At 53.0% G+C, this 19,734-nt stretch carries 21 protein-coding genes; 1 reads left to right on the plus strand and 20 read right to left on the minus strand.

All coding sequences use genetic code 11. From position 1 onward, the window contains the following. Positions 1 to 42: 42 nt before the first annotated feature. The 4 genes from PRIO_RS21965 to PRIO_RS21980 form a co-directional block, all read right to left on the minus strand. On the minus strand, positions 43 to 630 hold the full coding sequence (locus PRIO_RS21965; RefSeq protein WP_039787303.1) for a histidine phosphatase family protein: 588 nt from the start codon (positions 628 to 630) through the stop codon (positions 43 to 45). Positions 631 to 773: 143 nt separating this feature from the next. Further along, positions 774 to 1,220, minus strand: coding sequence for a hypothetical protein (locus tag PRIO_RS21970; protein WP_052741507.1), 447 nt, complete (start codon positions 1,218 to 1,220; stop codon positions 774 to 776). A gap of 152 nt (positions 1,221 to 1,372) precedes the next feature. Then, on the minus strand, positions 1,373 to 1,966 hold the full coding sequence (locus PRIO_RS21975) for an RNA polymerase sigma factor (protein ID WP_020427675.1): 594 nt from the start codon (positions 1,964 to 1,966) through the stop codon (positions 1,373 to 1,375). Positions 1,967 to 2,549: 583 nt separating this feature from the next. Further along, entirely contained in the window at positions 2,550 to 3,119 is a 570-nt protein-coding gene (locus tag PRIO_RS21980) for a TetR/AcrR family transcriptional regulator (RefSeq protein WP_020427677.1), read from the minus strand. A gap of 207 nt (positions 3,120 to 3,326) precedes the next feature. Here PRIO_RS21980 and PRIO_RS21985 point away from each other — a divergent pair, with 207 nt between their 5' ends. Continuing rightward, complete coding sequence (locus tag PRIO_RS21985) at positions 3,327 to 4,268, plus strand: ketopantoate reductase family protein (RefSeq protein ID WP_020427678.1); 942 nt, start codon at positions 3,327 to 3,329, stop codon at positions 4,266 to 4,268. A 98-nt stretch (positions 4,269 to 4,366) separates the two neighbouring features. On the opposite strand, the gene PRIO_RS21990 is transcribed toward PRIO_RS21985, so the two are convergent. From PRIO_RS21990 to PRIO_RS22065, 16 genes are all read right to left on the minus strand, one after another. Continuing rightward, on the minus strand, positions 4,367 to 5,461 hold the full coding sequence (locus PRIO_RS21990; protein ID WP_020427679.1) for a prephenate dehydrogenase: 1,095 nt from the start codon (positions 5,459 to 5,461) through the stop codon (positions 4,367 to 4,369). A 48-nt stretch (positions 5,462 to 5,509) separates the two neighbouring features. Next, positions 5,510 to 6,607, minus strand: coding sequence for a histidinol-phosphate transaminase (gene hisC, locus PRIO_RS21995; protein WP_020427680.1), 1,098 nt, complete (start codon positions 6,605 to 6,607; stop codon positions 5,510 to 5,512). Between the two features lie 58 nt (positions 6,608 to 6,665). Then, complete coding sequence (trpA, locus tag PRIO_RS22000) at positions 6,666 to 7,487, minus strand: tryptophan synthase subunit alpha (protein ID WP_020427681.1); 822 nt, start codon at positions 7,485 to 7,487, stop codon at positions 6,666 to 6,668. After that, entirely contained in the window at positions 7,487 to 8,683 is a 1,197-nt protein-coding gene (trpB, locus tag PRIO_RS22005; protein WP_020427682.1) for a tryptophan synthase subunit beta, read from the minus strand. Before trpB ends, trpA begins: the two co-directional genes overlap by 1 nt. Continuing rightward, entirely contained in the window at positions 8,680 to 9,360 is a 681-nt protein-coding gene (locus tag PRIO_RS22010; RefSeq protein ID WP_039787310.1) for a phosphoribosylanthranilate isomerase, read from the minus strand. Before PRIO_RS22010 ends, trpB begins: the two co-directional genes overlap by 4 nt. After that, positions 9,353 to 10,183, minus strand: a complete 831-nt coding sequence (gene trpC, locus PRIO_RS22015; protein ID WP_020427684.1) for an indole-3-glycerol phosphate synthase TrpC — start codon at positions 10,181 to 10,183, stop codon at positions 9,353 to 9,355. Before trpC ends, PRIO_RS22010 begins: the two co-directional genes overlap by 8 nt. Continuing rightward, the gene (gene trpD, locus PRIO_RS22020; RefSeq protein WP_020427685.1) at positions 10,173 to 11,213 is read right to left on the minus strand and encodes an anthranilate phosphoribosyltransferase; all 1,041 of its coding nucleotides are present in this window, start codon (positions 11,211 to 11,213) and stop codon (positions 10,173 to 10,175) included. The genes trpC and trpD overlap by 11 nt, the downstream gene beginning before the upstream one ends. A gap of 75 nt (positions 11,214 to 11,288) precedes the next feature. After that, positions 11,289 to 12,842, minus strand: coding sequence for an anthranilate synthase component I (gene trpE, locus PRIO_RS22025; RefSeq protein ID WP_020427686.1), 1,554 nt, complete (start codon positions 12,840 to 12,842; stop codon positions 11,289 to 11,291). A 346-nt stretch (positions 12,843 to 13,188) separates the two neighbouring features. Further along, a complete protein-coding gene (aroH, locus tag PRIO_RS22030) occupies positions 13,189 to 13,560 on the minus strand; it encodes a chorismate mutase (RefSeq protein ID WP_020427687.1) in 372 nt (123 codons plus the stop codon). Beyond that, entirely contained in the window at positions 13,554 to 14,657 is a 1,104-nt protein-coding gene (gene aroB / locus PRIO_RS22035; RefSeq protein WP_039787312.1) for a 3-dehydroquinate synthase, read from the minus strand. The genes aroH and aroB overlap by 7 nt, the downstream gene beginning before the upstream one ends. 2 nt (positions 14,658 to 14,659) lie before the next feature. Further along, positions 14,660 to 15,829: a chorismate synthase gene (aroC, locus tag PRIO_RS22040; RefSeq protein WP_020427689.1), complete on the minus strand. Its 1,170-nt coding sequence runs from the start codon at positions 15,827 to 15,829 to the stop codon at positions 14,660 to 14,662. 196 nt (positions 15,830 to 16,025) lie between these two features. Continuing rightward, entirely contained in the window at positions 16,026 to 16,187 is a 162-nt protein-coding gene (locus PRIO_RS36165) for a hypothetical protein (RefSeq protein ID WP_020427690.1), read from the minus strand. A 337-nt stretch (positions 16,188 to 16,524) separates the two neighbouring features. After that, a complete protein-coding gene (locus PRIO_RS22050; protein WP_046504708.1) occupies positions 16,525 to 17,328 on the minus strand; it encodes a CheR family methyltransferase in 804 nt (267 codons plus the stop codon). 26 nt (positions 17,329 to 17,354) lie between these two features. Further along, a complete protein-coding gene (gene ndk, locus PRIO_RS22055; protein ID WP_020427693.1) occupies positions 17,355 to 17,798 on the minus strand; it encodes a nucleoside-diphosphate kinase in 444 nt (147 codons plus the stop codon). 107 nt (positions 17,799 to 17,905) lie between these two features. Next, positions 17,906 to 18,874: a polyprenyl synthetase family protein gene (locus tag PRIO_RS22060; protein WP_020427694.1), complete on the minus strand. Its 969-nt coding sequence runs from the start codon at positions 18,872 to 18,874 to the stop codon at positions 17,906 to 17,908. Then, positions 18,871 to 19,731: a menaquinone biosynthesis protein gene (locus PRIO_RS22065; protein WP_020427695.1), complete on the minus strand. Its 861-nt coding sequence runs from the start codon at positions 19,729 to 19,731 to the stop codon at positions 18,871 to 18,873. Before PRIO_RS22065 ends, PRIO_RS22060 begins: the two co-directional genes overlap by 4 nt. Positions 19,732 to 19,734 lie beyond the last annotated feature (3 nt).

The following is a 19,734-nucleotide window of genomic DNA, read 5'->3' on the forward strand; positions in this document are numbered from 1 at the left end:
TTTATTCCTTATGGCTCAAAAAAAATAACCCGAAGGGTCGGGTTAATGCTGTTGTTGCAGAATATGGCGTGTACAATTGTACAGCAGCGGATTCCATTCCTTCTCTTTCTTTTCCAGTATTGTAAGCGAGAGATTGCCGAGACGCTCTGAGTATTTATCCTTATATAAGGCGATGTAGAGCTGGGCCAGAAAGCCTCCATGCGAGATAACAAGTATGTTCTTATCGGGGTAAAGCGCTGCAATTTCCTCCATAAAAGCCAAGGCCCGCGCTTGAAGCTGCTCATCCGACTCCTGTCCAAGCGGCAGCAGATTCCAGTCTTTGCCCCATTTCTCTTCACGCTGTGCAGCAGTCATCCCCTCAACCTGCCCATAGGCCCGCTCACGGATGCGCTCATCCGGTTCAAGCAATGGAATACCCAGTTTGGCCGCGATAATTTTGCCTGTCTCTGCAGCACGGGAAAGACTGCTGGTGATACAGTAGTCCCAACGGTAAGTTTCCTGCAGAAGCCGATCCCCCAGCATTTCAGCCTGCCTCCGGCCTTCATCGTTGAGCGGAATGTCGCTTTGTCCTTGTATCCTGCCTTCCGCATTCCAGTCCGTCAGCCCATGGCGGATTAAGCCAATCAGCATCACAATCACCTTGCCCTTCCCTTATGTTTGCTTAATAATGTAACACGAATGAAAACAAATGTCTTCTTTTTGAAATGTTAATTAGGTTTGTCCTGTAAAATCACAACAAAAAACCCGCTTTACCTGGGAGTAAAGAGGGCTTCTTAATGTCTGCGGTAACGGTTCAACCGGTACAGCAAAAATATCGACAGGCCTACTCCGAGCATGGACAGCATCATCCAATATTGCGGATGGGTTGGACCCATGCTCACCACGAGCGGTTCAATGATCCCTCCGCCCGATTCAGAGTCAGGATACGAGGAGGACCAATCCAGAGACAAGCCGGCTACACCGGTCTCCACAATCCCGCTCTGCGCCACAGTAGTATTGGCGGGTGTTTTGAACATTGTAAAATACAAAAAGCTGGATATAAAAACAGCCAGAAAACAGGCAATCCAGAGACTGAGCCGGCGGCGGAAAGCAGCAGAATTCCCGGCAGATTTACCATCCCCCGGCATAAGCCAGGGACTTTCCAGATAAATCCGCTCCATCACCCGAAGATTCACAGCCTCCGCACGTTCTTCGCTGATTTCAATCTGTGTTTCCCGCATAAGCTCACTGCTCTCCTGCCATAACGCCCATTCAGCGGAACAGTAGGGACAATTCACAATATGCCTTTCAAGCAAAATCCGCCTAGGGTCCGTGGGGGGAGCGTCCCACAAAAGCGGAATGGAATCCTGCGCTTCCCTGCAATTCATAGGCCTTACACCCTCTCAGCCTGCTGATCTTCCTCTATTTCAGGCTCATAAAAATAGGACTCGAGTTGGAGCTTCACACTGCTCCTGGCACGGAACAATAATGATTTCACGGAGCTGACACTCTGGTCCAGAATCTCTGCAATTTCCTGATAGTCCATTTGATCGTATTCCCGCAGTATCAGCGCGGAACGCTGTTTCTCCGGCAGATTATTAATCGCTTCACGGACCAGGTTCATCCGCTCTTTGCGGAGCGCAGCCTGTTCTGGAGCCACCTCAATCGGGGCTACCGGCGTATACCCGCTTTCCTCAAGTGACACATTTCCGGCACGGTTCTTGCGCAGCTCGCTAAGCACTGTATTCCGGGCAATCGTATACAGCCATGTTGAGAATGATGCATCTACTTCCCGGAAAGAATGCAGGCTCCGGAACGCCTTGTAAAAGGTCTCCGAGCATAAATCCTCCGCAAGAAGCTCCATGTGGGAATTCTTGAGCATATGGTAGACAAAAGCCAGTATTTTACGTTGGTAACGCCGCATTAATTCTGAATATATCTCTGTGTTACCTTGTTTGATTAGCTGGATCAACTGGGAATCCGTCATGGTGAGTTCGGCCCTCCTCGCCCTAGCACGTGTAATCCCGTCCGGTCCATAATTCTTATACCGGCCGGGGCGTAAAAAGTTGCGGTTTTCCTGCAAATTTGCACAAATTTAAAGGCATTACTTCTATGTATATTCAGTTACCCGGCAAATAAGGCACTCTGTAAGTAAATACAGAAAGAAAAACGCAAGTCCATGGATGGATCGGCCATCCAAATACCGGTTCGCTTGATATATCTCTGGAAACTATAAACATACCTAGTCTAGTATAGCACATATTCTAACAGGATGACATTAATAGACTCATTGCAGCGGAATGCGTCGGATTTTCAAGCGTGGGGTCGCGTGGGGTCGAATGATGGAACGCGGGGCATGGATTCGGAATTTTGCAATATTTATTATATTCCTCCAGATGATGCTAAAAATAGGCAAAAAAAAGACCGCTTACATTATAAGCGGTTACAGTTCACAATTTCTTGGAACCGTGTAGTATTTGGATAGGAGTGGAGAGAAACCATACTGTACTTTTATTATATGTATCCGTTTACATCCTGTCAACACTTTTTTTAAAGATTAAATTCTGAATTTAAGTTCCAAGTAATCCAAACAGGAGCAGACGGTTAAGCTCTGCCATTTTATCCTTGTAATTTTCAGTTTTGGCCCAGGATGATTGGAGCGGACCAATCGCACATAATAATTCCAATATGGTATCCATAGAAACAGAAGCATCTATAACCCCTTCACTTTTCCCCTGCCCGATGAACTCCTGAATGATTTCGACTCTGATCCGGTTTGTATTTTCATTATAGAGACTTGATAACACTTGATCCTCTACTGCCCCCGGGGAACTGAGCAATTGATAATCCTGATCGGCACAAATCTCCAACGCCCGGAGCATTTTATCTTTGAATCCGATATTTTGGCCCAGGAGTTCCTTGGCCTTGCGGACGGAATTCTGCATCAGGACATTCGCACATTCCCTGACTACCCCTTCTTTGTTGCCGAAATAGTTATATAGTGACACAGAGGATACGCCGGATTCAGCAGCAATGTCTTTTATACTGACGTGGGTGAAGCCTTTTTCCTGGAAAAGCCTTAGGGCTGCTGCAACAATTGCATCCTTCTTCGTTTGTGTTCTTATTTCAAATTTGTTCATACCGCTTTACCCACATCCCGCATTTGTTGATTAAGCTTACTATAACATGAATTCTGAAATTTTGAAATATTAGCACCTTGATTTAAAAACCTATTGACAGACGGTTTGTGTCAGGACTAGAATCGAGTTGTGATAATTTTTAAATATATGACTCAATATTTAAAAACTTTATACAAAATATGCAATAGGATACGGAGGAACGATTCAATGAAAATATTGGTGTACGGGGCCGGGGTGTTGGGAAGCTACTTAGCCCATGTGCTGGTGCGTGGAGGCAACAACGTGACCATGCTGGCCAGGGGTGCGCGGCTGGATGAATTGCAAAAGCACGGAAACGTGATCCGGCATTATTTCCAGTTCCGCACTACGGCTGACAAGGTGAATGTGATCAGTGAACTGCAGCCGGAGGATATTTACGACCTTGTTTTTGTCGTGATGAAATATCCGGATTTCCACTCAGTACTGCCTGCACTTGCAGCGAACCACAGCAGTCGGGTGGTACTCGTAGGGAATAATGCCAACCCCACAGAGATGAGAGACTATTTGCAGGCCAACAGTCCGGTTCAAAAGCAGGTTGCCTTTGGATTCCAAGTGAGTGCCGGATGGAGGGAGCCCGGCCGGATGTTCACCGTGCGCGGACCTCAGGTACAAATGACCATCGGCGGTCTAGGTGAAGATTTGCCTTGGCGGACGGTGATTGACCAGGCTTTTGTGAACACCAAATATAAATTGGTCTATCACCAGAACATGGATGAATGGCTGAAAAGTCACTTTATGATGATCCTGCCTTTGAATTTCATTGCGCCTGCCCATAACGGTGATTTGCGGAAGGCTGCAAAAGACAATAAGCTGCTTCATCAGGTCATTGCTGCTGTAGATGAGGGCCATCAAGTCTTGGAGAAGCTCGGATATACGGTTACGCCTGCAAGTCAACTGAAATTAGCCCGGAAGCAAAGGAAAATGTTCTATATCATGCTGAAGATAATGCTGTCCACCCCTGTCGGCAAAATTCTCCTGGGCGATAAAGCGGTGTCCGCTGACGAGATGTCTGCATTATATCAAGCCTTTATTGATTTAAAGAGCAGAGCAGGCATTCCGACACCCAATTGGGATACACTTGGAATTCATTCGCCGCTTCTCCAGAGTTAAAGCCTTCCGCTGCAAAAAATCCCCTTCAAGCTCACTTCTCCGCTCCTGTTAGCCATGGGCTTTGGAGCGTAGTTGCTTAAAGGGGATATTATCCAAGCTTACACGTACACTGTATAATCGTGGTGCTGCAGCAGAATTTTTGCCCGTTCCATATCGTTCTCCTGGCGGAAGGACAGGCGCATTATGCCCGGCACATCCTCGCGGCTTTCGATAATCTGCACATTGCTGAGGTTGATGCCCTGATCGCCCAGCTCTGTGGCAATCCGTCCGATAATCCCCGGATGATCGGGGACATCGATATGCAGATCGAACAGCGGAGTAATCATCCCCTTGCGCCGCTCCGGCAGCTGGCTGCGGAAGCCGCCCGCTTCAAGAAACGCTTCCTCAATCCCCTCCCCGTCCGCATTCTCCAGCAATTGCACGAATGAGGAAACCTCATCATTCCAATCCTTCAGCAGACGAAGCATGACCGGGCGGTTGTTGAGAAGAATATCTCTCCAGATGATCGGGTCGCTGGATGCGATCCGTGTGATGTCACGGAAGCCCCCGGCCGCCAAGGTGCTGTACAGGGAGTCCGTGTCGTCATACGCCCGGATCTGATTCACCAGCGCAACCGCAATGATATGGGGCAAATGGCTGATGGCTCCGACAATCTCATCGTGGCGCTCCGGATCAAGCCGGACAATCTGCGCTCTGGTATGTAAAAGCAAAGCCTCAAGCGTCTGATAAGCCTCCTCTGGCACTCCCGGAGGGGGTGTCAACACATAATAGGCGTTCTCGAACAGCAGCGAAGAAGCGGCCTCCACGCCGGAACGCTCCGACCCCGCCATGGGATGTCCACCGATAAAATGGACCCCGGGAAGGTCCAGCGACAGCGCACAGGCGGCAATCGTCGCCTTGGTGCTGCCCACATCCGTGATAATACAGCCCGGCTTCAAGGGCAGCTTGCTAAGGCGCTGCAAATAATCCTCCAGCATGCCTACAGGCACGCATAAAAAAATGAAATCGGCATCCAGTGCCGCTTCCTCAAGTGAAAGTGTGGCCTGATCGACCACACCTCTGCTGACATATTTTTGTGCCGATTCAGGACGGTGGGCATGGCCTACAACGGTCAGGCCCTCCTTGCCTTTGAAGCAAAGGGCCAGAGAGCCTCCGATCAGACCGACACCGAAAATTGCTATTTTTGTCGTCATGTTCTTTGAACTACCTGCCTTCTGTAGATTCGTCTTATATGCTGCCCGTTAGACTTGTACGCCCTGTTCCTGAAGCACCTGCTCCAGCGCAGCGATAAAAGCCTTGTTCTGCTCCGCCGAACCGACGGTGACGCGAATATAGGTCGGGTACAGCTTATGCCCTGCTCTCACTATAATCCCGCGCCGCAGCAATGCATCAAAAATATCGGCTGCCGGCCTCCGCACATCCACCATGATGAAATTGCCGTGCGCCGGGAAGAATGCAAGGTCCAGCCGCTTGAATTCAGCCTGAAGCTGGAGAATGCCCGCACTGTTCAGACGGCGGCACTCCTGTACGTATTCCTGGTCAGCAAGCGCAGCGAGTGCTCCGGCCTGTGCCAGACGCGAGGTATTAAACGGTTCACGCACCTTGTTGATCAAGGAGATAATCTGCGGACTTGCCACCCCGTACCCGATGCGCAGAGCAGCCAAGCCGTAAATCTTGGAGAAGGTGCGCAGTACAACCAGGTTCGGATAGGATTCCAGCAGCTTGATTCCATTCGAGTACGAAAGATCCGTCACATATTCGCAATACGCTTCATCCAGGACAACCATCACCCCGGACGGCACCGCATTCAGGAATGTAATTAGGGCTTCCTCGGGCACGATCGTCCCGGTAGGGTTATTGGGATTACAGATCCAGATGACCTTGGTCCGCTCTGTAACCCGGGCCAGCATCGCATCCAGATCATGCGTACCGTCCGCCAGAGGCACTTCGATGGAGACTGCTCCTTCGATATCGGCATTGCTTTTATATACGGAAAAGGTCTGGTCTGCCATAATCGTCTCGTCTCCCGGCAGGAAAAATGCCCGGGCGATCAAGGCGATAATCTCATCCGAGCCGCAGCCAAAGATGATATTGCCGCTCTGCACTCCGAGATGACCGGCCAGCGCTGACGTCAATTCAGCAGCCGAACCGTCAGGGTACAGATACAGGTTGTCGAGCTCCGCCAGGATGGCGGCTTTTGCACTTGGCGAAGACCCGTACGGGTTCTCGTTGGAGGCCAGCTTAATGACATCGTTTAAGCCCAGCTCCTTTTTCACTTCCTCAATAGGTTTCCCCGGCTTATATACAGGGAGGTTAACAATATTCGGTTTCGGGTTCATGAACGGTCCTCGCTCTCCATCAATATCTCCAGCTGTTTCAGGGCCTGCCAGCAGACTGTTATGGTCTTAATTGTGCCACAAATTCACGAATTTGCAACAGTCCTTCACTTCGGGTAGCAGGATTGTCCAGAAGCGGTATAACATCCTCGACCTTGCGGACGATAGCGCTGCCTACCACTACACCGTCGCAGATACGGGCAAACCGCGCTACCTGCTCACCGGTCGAGATCCCAAAGCCCACCGCCACCGGAAGGTCCGTGGCCTGGCGGACAGAAGCAATGAAGTCATCCACTCCGGAATGAAAGGAAGAGCGTTCTCCTGTAACTCCAAGCGAAGATACGCAGTACACAAAACCGCTTGCCCCGGCGACAATCCGCGCAATCCGCTCGCTGGACGTAGGCGCTACAAGCGGAATCAGATTTACTCCTGCAGCACGGCTGCGCTGGCGCATATCCTCTGACTCTTCCACCGGAAGATCAGGTATGATCAGTCCGCTGATCTCATGGGCATCCAGCAGGGAGAAAAAGTTGTCCAGCCCCATCTGCATGACCGGATTGTAGTAGGTGAACAGAATAAAAGGCAGCTTGCTGCCCGCCTGCCGGGCCTTCAGCGCAGTTTCCATGCAGGTGCGCAGATTGATATTGCCGCGCAAGGCCCGGGAAGATGCGCGCTGAATTACAGGACCGTCCGCCAGCGGATCGGAATAAGGCACGCCCAGCTCCAGAATATCCGCCCCTGCCGCCTCCAGCTCGGCGATAATCTCAAGCGTAGTCTCCAGATCAGGATCGCCTACAGTCAGGAACGGAATCAGCGCTGTCCGGCCCTCCTCCTTCAGTCTGCGGAAGGCCACATCCATCCGGTTCGTCGTTTCGATTGTCATCACTTACCCGCCCCTTCCGTGTAGGCCATAATCGACTCAACATCCTTGTCCCCGCGTCCCGACAAACAGATCACCACGAGATCATCCTTGGTCAATGTCGGTCCAAGCTTCACAACATGCGCAAGGGCATGGGCGGATTCAAGCGCCGGAATAATCCCTTCGGTTACGCAGAGCAGCTTCAGGGCTTCCAGTGCTTCATCATCCGTAACGGGTACATACTGGGCACGGTGGACATCTTTGAGGTAGGAATGTTCAGGTCCTACTCCGGGATAGTCCAGACCGGCGGATATGGAATGCGCCTCCTGTACTTGTCCATGCTCATCCTGCAGCAGATAGCTTAGCGAGCCCTGAAAGACTCCCCGGGTCCCTTTGCTCATCGTTGCCGCATGGAAGGGAGTCTCCACGCCTTTGCCGGCTGCTTCCACCCCGATCATCCCGACCTGCTTATCCTCCATGAACGGATAGAACATGCCGATCGCATTGCTGCCGCCGCCCACTGCTGCGACCAGCAAATCCGGCAGCCTGCCTTCGGCTTCCAGAATCTGGCGCCGTGTCTCATCCCCGATAATCCGCTGGAAATTGCGGACCATCATCGGATACGGATGCGGGCCTACAGCAGAACCCAGCACGTAGAAGGTGTCTTCCACGTTGCTGACCCAGTATCTGAGCGCCTCATTCCCTGCGTCCTTCAGTGTCCGCGAACCGGAAGTCACCGGAATGACTTCAGCCCCCAACAGCTTCATGCGGAAGACGTTCAGCGCCTGGCGTCGTGTGTCTTCTTCGCCCATGAACACCTTACACTCCATTCCGAGCAGCGCTGCTACTGTAGCTGTGGCCACACCATGCTGGCCTGCTCCGGTTTCGGCGATGACTTTGGTTTTGCCCATCATCTTGGCGAGTATGCCCTGGCCGATTGCATTGTTGATTTTGTGGGCGCCTGTATGGTTGAGATCTTCCCGTTTCAAGTATATTTTAGCTTCTCCCAGATGCTTGCTGAGACGTTCCGCATAATAGAGCGGAGTCTCGCGTCCGGAATATTGCTTGAGCAGATAATCCACTTCCTTCTGAAAAGCCGGATCGGCGGAAAACCTGTTGTAGGCTTCCTCCAGCTCAATCAGCGCATTCATCAGCGTTTCAGGAACGAAGCGGCCTCCAAAAGAACCAAAACGCCCATTCTTGTCCGGTACTTGTATCATGATTGCTTCACCCTTTCCACAAAAGCCGTCATTTTGATAAGATCCTTAACCCCGCCGCTCTCTACTCCGCTTGAAACATCAACACCGTAGGGAGCATAGCCGTCCAGCAGTTCACGCACATTATCCGGATGCAATCCGCCGGCGACAAATAGTGGCAGGCCATATTCAGAAGCCGCCTGTTGATACGAAGGGATCTTCCCCCAGTCAAAGGTCTGCCCGGAGCCGCCGCTGCCGGCAGGGTCATAGGTATCCAGCAGCAGAGCATCAACAGCACCGGCATATTGCTGAAGAGCATGCGGACCGTCCGCATCAGACTCGGCATTGCTTTTGGCTACCGAAAGAGCCTTCCATACCTGCACCTGGGGAAAAGCCGCCTTGACGGCCCGGCACAATTCCGCACTCTCCCGGCCATGCAGCTGAATGACCTTCAGCGGAACGGTGGAGAGCAGCGCTGCAAGCTCAGCAAGTGTAGGATTCACAAACACTCCGGCAGCAAGCGGAGGGTTTCCGTTCTCCCATTCCGCAAGCCCGGCAATAAGCTCTGCCGCTTGTCCGGGACTCACCCTGCGGCGGCTCTCTGCAAACACAAACCCGATATAATCCACAGGTAATCGCTTCATAGATTTTAGCACTTCAACGTCCTGAAGTCCACAGATTTTTACCAGCGTCTCAGCCACGGGCGGCACGTTCCTTTCCTTCCGGCAGCGCACCAAGCAGCCCGTTCACTGCCTGTTCCACATCCGGCTGGCGCATCAGATATTCTCCGACCAGCACGCCGCTGGCTCCGGTGGTTCTAAGATAATCAATATCCCGGGGTCCGGCTATTCCGCTCTCGCTGATCACGGGAACTGAGCCGGGAAGCAGCGCAGCAAGCTCAGCTGTGGTAGACAGTGCCGTCTCAAACGTGCGCAGATTACGGTTGTTAATCCCCAGCAGCACCCCCGGGTGCTCCAGTTTCCCGGTGGCCTGAACGGCCTCCAGCTCGCTCCGGTCATGAATCTCAATCAGGATATCGAGTCCCAGCGAGGCAGCTGTATCCGTGAACGAAATCAGCTGTTCAGGCGTCAGAATGGCGGCGATCAGCAGCACCGCGTCGGCACCCAGCAGCCGGGCTTCGTAGATCTGGCGTTCATCGATAATGAAATCCTTGCGCAGCAGCGGAAGATTTACCGCCTCCCTAACCTGCTGCAGATAAGCGCCGCTGCCCTGAAAATAATCTTTATCCGTAAGGACGGATAAACAATCCGCCCCTCCCGCTTCATACCCCTTGGCGATAGACACCGGATCGAAATCCGCCCGGATCAGGCCTTTGGACGGAGAGGCCTTCTTTACTTCGGCAATCAGCCCCATGGATCTGTTCCGCGACTTCGTAAGCGCTGTTCGAAATCCCCTTGTAGGGGGCAAGGCGGCAATCTGACGTTTGGCCTCCTCCAAGGAGAACGTTGTGCTTAGGACTTCTACTTCTTTGATTTTGGTGGCAACAATCCGCTCAAGATACATAATCAAGCTCCTTCGTCATGGCTTTGAGCTGCTCCAGCTTCAGCAGCGCAGCGCCGGAATCTACTACAGCCTTTGCTTGTTCCACGCCCTCTTGCAAGGTATCCGCAAGTCCAGCCACATAAATGCAGGCGCCCGCATTGGCGAGGACAATATCACGGTAAGGATTCACATCTCCTTGCAGTACTCCGGTAATGATGGCCGCATTTACGGCCGCATCACCGCCGAGCACATTCTCCAGCGGATGTGTGCTTAGTCCCAATTCCTGAGGGGTGATCTCATAAGTCGTTACCATACCGTTCTTCAGTTCAGACACCTGTGTGGGAGCGGAAATGCTGATCTCATCCAGGCCGTCCAGGCTGCTTACAATCATCGCACGCTTGGAACCCAGCTCTTTCAGCACATGGGCTATAGTCTGTGTTTTGTCCCTGTCGTAGATTCCCATCAGCTGACGGTCCGCGCCTGCCGGGTTGGTCAGCGGTCCCAGCATATTGAATACGGTGCGGAACCCCAGCTCCTTGCGCGGCGCTGCAGCGTGCTTCATCGACGGATGGTAGATTTGCGCGAACAGAAAGCAGATGCCGATGCTGTCCAGGCACTGCCGGGCCTGTTCCGCATTCAGATGAATATTGACTCCAAGCGCCTCAAGCACGTCGGCACTGCCCGCTCTGCCGGAGGCGGAACGATTGCCGTGTTTGGCGACTCTGACGGAAGCTGCAGATGATATAATGGCCGAGGCTGTGGAAATATTGAACTTATGGATGCCCGAGCCGCCGGTCCCGCAGGTATCCAGCAGCTGGGACCGTTCCGTAGCCACATGTGTGCTGAACCCCCGCATCGCTTCCGCGAACCCGGTGATTTCTTCAACGGTTTCCCCCTTAATCCGGAGTGCCGTCAGCAGCGAGCCAATCTGCGCCGCTGAGGCCGACCCTTCCATAATTGACCCCATAATCTCCCGCGCCTGCAGCCGGCTGAGATCCCGGCCCTCGATTATGCTGGCAATCCCTGATTGTATCCTTTGGTTTGCGTCCATCCTGGTTTCCTCCTGTTCATTGTGCCATCTCAGGCTTCTGGAATTCATATAGCGGTTCCGCTTGACCCGCCGGGATCAAGGGGTATATTCATACATGTAATCCTGGTTGATTACCTGTTTTTCTTTAACTTCGGCCGGGAACATGGCTTCTGCCATCCGGATCGCCTTCAGCATCGCTTTGGCCTTGTTGACGGTCTCCTCATATTCCTTCTCGGGAACCGAATCCCACACGATCCCTGCCCCAGCCTGCACATAAGCCCGGCCTTTGCGGAAAATGATGGTGCGGATTGTAATGCAGGAATCCATATTTCCGGAAAATCCGAGATAGCCGATGGCTCCGGCGTAAGCGCCTCTCGCTTCCCGTTCCAGTTCGGCGATGATTTCCATCGCCCGCAGCTTCGGCGCACCCGATACCGTTCCTGCCGGAAGACAGGAGAGGAAGGCATCGAAGAAATCCTTGCCCTCGTCGAGTGTCCCTGACACATTCGAGACGATATGCATCACATGCGAGTACCTCTCGATTTCCATGAAGGAATCGCATTTTACCGTACCGAATTTGGATACTCTGCCCAGGTCATTGCGGCCCAGATCCACCAGCATCAGATGCTCTGCCCGTTCCTTCTCGTCCTCCAGCAGTTCAGCGGCCAGCGCCCGGTCCTGCGCTTCGTTCTCACCACGGGGACGGGTCCCGGCGATGGGACGGGTCTCCACACGGCCTCCGTCCACCTTGACGAGCGCCTCGGGTGAAGTGCCGACGATGATTTCCTCATCCATTTTCAGATAATACATATAGGGTGAAGGATTCAGCGTCCGAAGCATCCGGTAGACATGCAGCGGAGATACTTCTGTTTCAATGTGCAGCCGCTGGGACAGCACCACCTGAAAAATATCCCCCGCCCGGATATATTCCTTCGCCTGTTCCACATTGCTGATGTACTGTTCCCTGGTAAGGTTCGAATGGATCTCGCCCAGTTCAATGTCCTGTGGAATGCTGCGCCGGTTGACGTTTTCCTTCGGTCCTTCCTTCTGAAGCTCTTCAGCCATATTCTCAAGCTTCCGGCTCAGTTCCTCATATCCGGCCCGGATATCGGAATCCGTATCCCCGTCCTTGATATGCAGGTTGCCCACCAGGAGAATCTGCTGTTTCACATGATCGAATACGATAATGCGGTCGCAGAACATGAAGCGGATATCATCCATATTCAAATCATCGACTGCGTGGGCGGAGAGCTTCTCATAATACTGCAGCAGATCATAGCCGAAGAATCCGATGGCCCCGCCTGTAAAAGGAGGCATCCCGTCCAGCTTGGGACTGCGGTATGAGCGGAGCAGTGCTTTCAGCTCCTCGACGGGTTTGCCGGACAGCCGTCTCTTCTCGCCGCCGACCTCTACATGGACTTCGCCTTTTTTGCCGGAGACCATCAGGAAGGGGTCACTGCCGATAAAAGAATAACGGGCCCATTGTATCCCGCCCTCTACACTCTCCAGCAAAAAGGCCCGGTCCTGCCCGGCAAACCGCTGGAATAACCGGATGGGTGTCTCCATATCGGCGAGCAGCCGCGTAACTACAGGGATCAGATTATATTCCCGCGACAGCGACAGCACTTCTTCTACTCTTGGATTCGTCACTTGGGATGCCTCCTTAGGTTGTTGGTTTATATTGTCCGAAATACAGAAAAACCTCTACCGAAGTAGAGGTTTGTGTAAGTAAGTATATGAAAAAGCGCAAAGGAGCGGCATATCACCATCGCAAAAGATGCACTTCTCCCATAGAAAAATCCGGCGATAGCGCAAATCAGCACTAAAGCGTACCTCAAAGAGAACTGCAAACCAAACGGTATGATGCCTGGACTCAACTAAAATTCTGCACTCTGCTCAACTATACTCAACTCAGCTTAACTAAACTCTGCTTCACTCGGCTAACTACACTATACATGATGGCTTTGGTCCATGGCAACCCCGCACAAGAAATTTGTTACTTCTGCTGTGAGAGATCCGGACGGAGCTTCCGGGCTTCATTCAAATAGACGTGGCGGATATCCCGCTGCGATTTATCGGTGTTGACCTGCACCATAAGCCGGATGCACTTCGGCAGGCCGCCTTTGACGGGAATCTCCACGGAGCACATCAGCGGCACCAGGTCCCAGCCTTCAATTTCCCGGATGGCCCGCGCCGGAAAGGTGGCGTCCAGATCTCCCGTCACCGTAATCCACACGCTGCAGATATCTTCCGCTATGACATCATTTCGCTCCACAATCTCGCGCAGCAGTACAACCGTTTCGCGCAAGATCTCGTTTTCCTCATTGTTGGTTACGGTTGTTGCACCGCGTATTCCCCGGTTTACCACGGGCTTCCCTCCTTCTTAAGCTGCGCGAGAACCTCGCGGACGGCGCTCGGCTGCACATCATTCACGATGCTGACAGCGCCGATTGAATCCGGCACGATAAAGGTCATCTTGCCTTCCTTGAATTTCTTGTCATGCATCATCGCTTCCATCAGCTCATCCTCGCTGTACTCCGCAGGCAATTTCACGGGAAGCGAGAGTGCTGACAGCATGGCAATGGTATCCTCATAAATCGCCCGTTCCCGGCCAAGCTTGGCGGCGAGCAGTGCAGAACCTGCCATTCCGATGGCAATGGCTTCGCCGTGCAGGAATACACCGTATCCGCCTACGGCTTCAATCGCGTGTCCGATCGTATGCCCAAGGTTCAGAAACGCTCTTTGCCCATGCTCCCGCTCGTCATTGCTGACGACCTGGGCCTTGATCGCACAGCCCCGCTCCAGCGCGTATCCCAATGCCTCTGTATTCAGGGAGAGCAGTTCAGAAGCATGTTCAAGGCACCAGTAAGCAAAGTCACGGTCCAGAATCAGACCGTGCTTCACCACTTCAGCCAGTCCCGAAGAGATCTGGCGCGGCGGAAGCGTGCTCAGGGTATCCAAATCATACAGCACCAGCGACGGCTGATAGAAGGCGCCAATCATATTCTTCGCCAGCGGGTGATTCACCGCCACCTTGCCGCCTACACTGCTGTCATGAGCCAATATGGTAGTAGGAATCTGAATGAAGCCTATTCCGCGCATGAAAGTTGCGGCTACAAATCCCGCCAGATCCCCTACCACACCGCCGCCCAGCGCCAGTACGGCTGAACTGCGGTCCAGGCCGGCCTGGATTGCCGTTGTGATGACTTCTTCATACACAGCCAGTGATTTGGAGGCCTCTCCGGCCGGAATCACATGACTGACTACAGCATATCCTTCTCCGCGCAGGGCGGCCTCAACCACGGGAAGATACCGCGGGGCCACTTCGCTGTCACTGACGATCAGCAGCGGACTGCGGAGCGGGAACCCGGCCTTCACACAATGCTGGCCAATGTCACGCAAGAGTCCGCTTCCGATGTGGATCGGATAGGAACGTTCACCGAGTTCTACCGTAATGCTGCGCATCATTAGTAGCTCTCCAGCTGTGCCTGGTAATTGTTGTAGTTGGCTCTGATCTCCTCAATGGAGTCCCCGCCGAACTTGTCCATAAAGGCTTTGGCGATCTCCCAGGCCACCACATTCTCAAGCACCACACATGCAGCCGGCACAGCACAGGCGTCTGAACGTTCCACCTGGGCGGTAAAAGGCTCTTTCGTGTCGATATCGACACTCTGCAGCGGTTTGTACAACGTCGGAATCGGCTTCATCACTCCGCGGACCACAACCGGCATCCCGTTGGTCATTCCGCCTTCAAAGCCGCCCAGACGGTTGCTCGCCCGGTAGTACCCCCGGGATGCTTCATACATGATCTCATCATGGACCTGCGAGCCCCGCAGCTTGCCTGCCTCAAAACCAATGCCGATTTCCACACCCTTGAAGGCGTTGATGGACATTACTGCACCGGCGATGGCACCATCCAGCTTGCGGTCGGACTGTACATGGCTTCCCAGGCCGACCGGCAGGCCTTCAACGATACATTCCACGATGCCGCCGATGGAGTCGCCTTCCTCCTTGATCTTATCTATGTAAGCTTCCATCTTCTTCTCAGTTTCTTTATCCACAACTCTCACCGAAGAAGCTTCTGTCTGCTCGATCAGCTCATCAACCGGCAGATCATTTGCAGGCGCTTCAATTTCACCGATACGGATCACCTGTCCGGCAATCTTCACGCCAAACGCAGCCAAAAGCTGCCGGGCTACGGCACCTACAGCCACTCTGGCCGCCGTTTCGCGGGCGCTGGAGCGCTCAAGCACATTCCGGAGGTCTGTCAGATTATATTTCAGTCCGCCGTTCAGGTCCGCATGTCCGGGACGGGGACGGTTCACACGCCGCTTCTCTTCATCGCTGCCGGGAATAGGCTCGATGTTCATAATATTTTTCCAGTGGGTCCAATCCTTATTCTCCACAACCAGAGCTACAGGAGCACCCGTGGTGTAACCATGACGGACACCGCCGACGATTTCTGCCGAATCCTTTTCGATCTGCATCCGGCGTCCCCGCCCGTACCCTTTTTGCCGCCGCTGCAGTTGAAAGTTAAGCTCTTCAAAATCAAGTGTCAAATTGCTGGGCAGTCCTTCAATAATAGCTGTAAGCTGGGGGCCGTGCGTTTCCCCCGCTGTTAAGTAACGTAAACTCATGCTGCGTTCCCCCTTCACACTTTTAAACTGTAAACCGCTAAAATGTTAAATGTCTTTGCTCATTATAGTATAGGGAATCCGCTTTGACAAGAAAGGGATACACCCGGCCTGCCCGTATCCGGCACGAAAAAGAACAGCGCCGCCTCTACTCTTCCGAGTAAAGACGACGCTGCAGTGTACCCGGAGAATCCGGTCCTCAACTGCCGATTCTCCGGCTTGGCGGCAGGCATGACGCCTTGTCAGCTTCAAGCGCGAGCAGACTTTGCAGCTGCCGCTCTTCAACACCGAGAATTTGCCCGCATTCACGTACGGTCAGAAAGCCGCGTCTGTAGGCATCTATGACCTTGCTTTTATCCATCGGATTGTACGACCTTTCGCATGACTCGCGTAATCAACCTCTACTGTCCAGTATCACTGAAAACAGGCGAAAGTATACGTATATCCCTAAGGAATGCCTTTTTGCGGGACATATATAGAGTGAACTTAAGATATTTACATTTTAGGGACTTCGTCGGGACTCCAGTGAATGTTTGGACTTCCGGCCGCTGCCCATCTGCAGATTTCTTGATTGTTATCGCTGTTCGCGGTGGAAATCCGCAGACAAAGGCGGACGCATTCGCTCCGTAAGTATCCAAACTTCCCCTCCATCCCTTTTCCCTTTTGTTCGTTTTTCAAGTTCACTCTATAAAGCTGCTTTATTTCTTGCGGTAAAAGAACGTTTCCGTCGATTCGAATCCGTACTGCGCCGGCGTGAAAATCTGCTCCGTGCTGCCTACGAACAGATACCCGCCCGGACGCAGGCTGGCTGAAAACTTATGGTACAGCTTGTTTTTGGCTTCCTCCGTAAAATATATCATGACATTGCGGCAGATGATCAAGTCGAAGCCTTCATCAAACTTATCCAGCAGCAGGTTCTGCTTGCGGAAATCGATATTTTTCTTGAGTCCTTCACTGACCTTGAACACCGGCCCTTCCGGTGTAAAATAGCGGCCGGCGACATCCTTCGGCACATCCTTCAGCGACCGCTCCAGGTAGATGCCCTGCTTCGCTTTGGCCAGTGCCCCGTCATCAATGTCTGTCGCCAGAATGCCGGTCTGGGCCAGAATGTTTTTGTCGGAGAGGATCATCGCCAGTGTGTACGGCTCTTCGCCGGTGGAGCAGGCAGCGCTCCACAGCTTCAGCCTGCGGCCCGAACGCTGCAGTTCAGGCAGAATGACATCCCGCAGGACCTCCCAGCGGTTCGGGTTGCGCCAGAATTCCGAGACATTGATGGTCATGCGGTCCAGGAATTCATAGAACAAGGCTTTGTCCTTCATCATTGCGGCGAAAAAATCGCTGAAGGACTGATAGCCGTTCTTCATCCGCAGCGTGGTCAGACGCCGTTTCATCTGCGCTTCCTTATACTGCGCCAGGTCAATTCCGGTGCTTTGCTTAACGTTATGGATAAATCCGGTGTAATCCGGGTCTGGTGCTGTTGCTGCTTCTTCTCGTTCAGCCATTTCTTTTCCCTGCCTCCCGCCTGAACCTACATCCAGGCCGCGATGTCTTTGTTGTAATCCGCCGGTTCATCCGGAGCAAAGAAATTGGCGATTTCACGTGCCGCACTTTCCGGGGAATCCGAACCATGAATCAAATTCAGAGGGGTGTGGCTGGCATAATCTCCGCGGATCGTACCCGGCAGAGCTTCCCCCACCTTGGTTTTGCCGATCATCAACCGGGACAGCGCGATTACGTCATCCCCTTCCCAGACCATGGCAAATACAGGTCCAGAGGTAATAAAGCGCACTAATTCGGGAAAGAAATCCTTCCCTTCATGTTCAGCGTAATGCTTCTTCGCCTGCTCTTCTGTAATGATGATCAGCTTCGCGGCAACCAGCTTGAATCCTTTGTCCTCCAGACGGGCCACAATCCGCCCAATCAATCCGCGCTGCACCCCATCCGGTTTTATCATCAGATACGTTTGCTCCATAGAGTCACTCTCCATTTTCTATTATTCCTAATGAATAATAAGCTGTTTTTCTGATAGTATCAGAAACCATGCCATCTGTGAACGCTTAATATTTTAAATTCTGCAGATTAATAAGACCGCCCTGTCACAAAAAAAGCAATATCCTTCAAATTGCGCTTCGTCCGGTTGTTCGGCAGCTGGTCCAGCGCCTCAAGCGCCTTGGCAATGTAGCGGGATGCCAGCTCTTCTGCCCTGGCAATGCCTTCACCCGACAGAATCAGATCGATGGCGCGCCCCACGCCGCTATTGCCTTCACGGATGGAAGCCAGCTCTGTAAGCAGCGCACTCCGCAGCCGCTGGTCTTCCAGGCTGTATATCACCGGCAGTGTAATATTGCCCTGCCGCATGTCGCTGCCCGGAGGTTTGCCGATTTGCTTCTCCGTCCCGGAAAGATCGAGCAGATCGTCACGGATCTGGAACGCCATGCCGACGTTATATCCGTAATCATAGAGCAGCCTGGCCGTATTCGGCTCCGCATCCGCGGCCAGCGCACCAAGCTGGCAGCTGATGGCAATCAGCAGCGCCGTCTTGCGGCGGATGCGCCGCAGATAATGGCGCACGCTCTGCTCGCTGTTGAAGAAGTCACGGATCTGCTCCATCTCTCCGATGGACATTTCCACCATCGCCTTGGAGAGGATCTGGTGTATTCGCGGATTGCCCAGCTCCGAGGTCATTACCAGCGCCTTGGCATATATATAGTCCCCGGTATACATGGCGATTTTATCGCCCCATTTCGCTTTGACCGTCAGCTCTCCGCGCCGCAGCTCTGCATCGTCGATGACATCGTCGTGAACCAGCGAGGCGCTGTGGATCAGCTCCAGCGGTATGGCAACACGCTTTAGCTTCTCCAGGTCATATTGCCCGAATTTGCCGCCCATCAGCACAAAGACCGGGCGCAGCCTTTTGCCGCCTGCCTTCAGCAGGTGCAGGGACGTTTCTGTCAGCAGATCATCGTCCCCCTGTACGCTGCGGTAGAGCTCTTTTTCGATCTGATCCATATCCTTGTTCAGCAAGCCAAACATTTGCATTCGTTTCATTCGTTCACCCGTGTCAGCAGATTTTGGCTCCACATCTCCATCTTCACTTCACGCTGCAGCAGACCCAGCTCGTAGGCGTAGCGGAAATAGAGGTTCAGCCCTTCCTGTTGCCTTTCCCCAAAGTCATAACATAAATTACGGAAGTACGTGTCCCAATAGGCTGCTGAACCCCCGATAGCTGAGCAGGCCTCCCGGATAATGGGCGCCAGATTCTGCCGGCCGCGTCTCTTGCTCTCCACAAAGGCGTCGGCGATTTCAGCCACTGCCTCCGGTCTCATTCGGGCAGCCTCCCGGTTCACGGCCCAGACGGCAAAAGTCATCCCGAATCCGGTCCATTCCTTCCACAGCCCGCCAAGGTCAGTAACGATATAGCCCTGATCCTGCCACGAAGCCCGGATCGCATGATCACCGATCAGCAGGCAGGCATCCGCCCCGGCCATCATCTGGTCCAGATCAGGTGCGGCGCTGATATATTCAGGTTTGCCGTTCAATGCTTTTGCCATCAGGATCTTCAGCAAATTGACCGATGTGGCCGAAGTATTGGTTACAGCAATCGTTCCTGAGGCGACCTGTGCCAGCGGCACACGTGAAAACATCAGAATGGACTTCACCGGTCCATCGGAGCTAACCGACAAATCCGGCAGCAGCAGCAGCCGTTCGCTTGCAGCCGCGTAGGCAAAAGAGGACAAGGCTCCCACATGAATACTTCCGCTGGTCATACCTTGATTAAGAACGGCTGGCACCTCGCTCACCATCTCTGCGGGAAAGCTTAAGGAAGAGGTGTGGAAATTGTGAAATACCGGCCAGGAATTGGTATAGCTGATTTTACCGATAACGGTAGGTTCAGGATCATTCATCCT

The organism is Paenibacillus riograndensis SBR5 (genome assembly GCF_000981585.1).
In the GTDB taxonomy this organism is placed as follows: Bacteria; Bacillota; Bacilli; order Paenibacillales; family Paenibacillaceae; genus Paenibacillus_AQ; species Paenibacillus_AQ riograndensis.

What these genes read in the sequence shown, in the direction of transcription:
- PRIO_RS21965 (WP_039787303.1), bottom strand. Translation starts at nt 630, where the DNA reads ATGCTGATTGGCTTAATCCGCCATGGGCTGACGGACTGGAATGCGGAA.
- PRIO_RS21970 (WP_052741507.1), bottom strand. Translation starts at nt 1,220, where the DNA reads ATGCGGGAAACACAGATTGAAATCAGCGAAGAACGTGCGGAGGCTGTG.
- PRIO_RS21975 (WP_020427675.1), bottom strand. Translation starts at nt 1,966, where the DNA reads ATGACGGATTCCCAGTTGATCCAGCTAATCAAACAAGGTAACACAGAG.
- PRIO_RS21980 (WP_020427677.1), bottom strand. Translation starts at nt 3,119, where the DNA reads ATGAACAAATTTGAAATAAGAACACAAACGAAGAAGGATGCAATTGTT.
- PRIO_RS21985 (WP_020427678.1), top strand. Translation starts at nt 3,327, where the DNA reads ATGAAAATATTGGTGTACGGGGCCGGGGTGTTGGGAAGCTACTTAGCC.
- PRIO_RS21990 (WP_020427679.1), bottom strand. Translation starts at nt 5,461, where the DNA reads ATGACGACAAAAATAGCAATTTTCGGTGTCGGTCTGATCGGAGGCTCT.
- hisC (WP_020427680.1), bottom strand. Translation starts at nt 6,607, where the DNA reads ATGAACCCGAAACCGAATATTGTTAACCTCCCTGTATATAAGCCGGGG.
- trpA (WP_020427681.1), bottom strand. Translation starts at nt 7,487, where the DNA reads ATGACAATCGAAACGACGAACCGGATGGATGTGGCCTTCCGCAGACTG.
- trpB (WP_020427682.1), bottom strand. Translation starts at nt 8,683, where the DNA reads ATGATACAAGTACCGGACAAGAATGGGCGTTTTGGTTCTTTTGGAGGC.
- trpC (WP_020427684.1), bottom strand. Translation starts at nt 10,183, where the DNA reads ATGTATCTTGAGCGGATTGTTGCCACCAAAATCAAAGAAGTAGAAGTC.
- trpD (WP_020427685.1), bottom strand. Translation starts at nt 11,213, where the DNA reads ATGGACGCAAACCAAAGGATACAATCAGGGATTGCCAGCATAATCGAG.
- aroB (WP_039787312.1), bottom strand. Translation starts at nt 14,657, where the DNA reads ATGCGCAGCATTACGGTAGAACTCGGTGAACGTTCCTATCCGATCCAC.
- aroC (WP_020427689.1), bottom strand. Translation starts at nt 15,829, where the DNA reads ATGAGTTTACGTTACTTAACAGCGGGGGAAACGCACGGCCCCCAGCTT.
- PRIO_RS36165 (WP_020427690.1), bottom strand. Translation starts at nt 16,187, where the DNA reads ATGGATAAAAGCAAGGTCATAGATGCCTACAGACGCGGCTTTCTGACC.
- PRIO_RS22050 (WP_046504708.1), bottom strand. Translation starts at nt 17,328, where the DNA reads ATGGCTGAACGAGAAGAAGCAGCAACAGCACCAGACCCGGATTACACC.
- ndk (WP_020427693.1), bottom strand. Translation starts at nt 17,798, where the DNA reads ATGGAGCAAACGTATCTGATGATAAAACCGGATGGGGTGCAGCGCGGA.
- PRIO_RS22060 (WP_020427694.1), bottom strand. Translation starts at nt 18,874, where the DNA reads ATGAAACGAATGCAAATGTTTGGCTTGCTGAACAAGGATATGGATCAG.
- PRIO_RS22065 (WP_020427695.1), bottom strand. Translation starts at nt 19,731, where the DNA reads ATGAATGATCCTGAACCTACCGTTATCGGTAAAATCAGCTATACCAAT.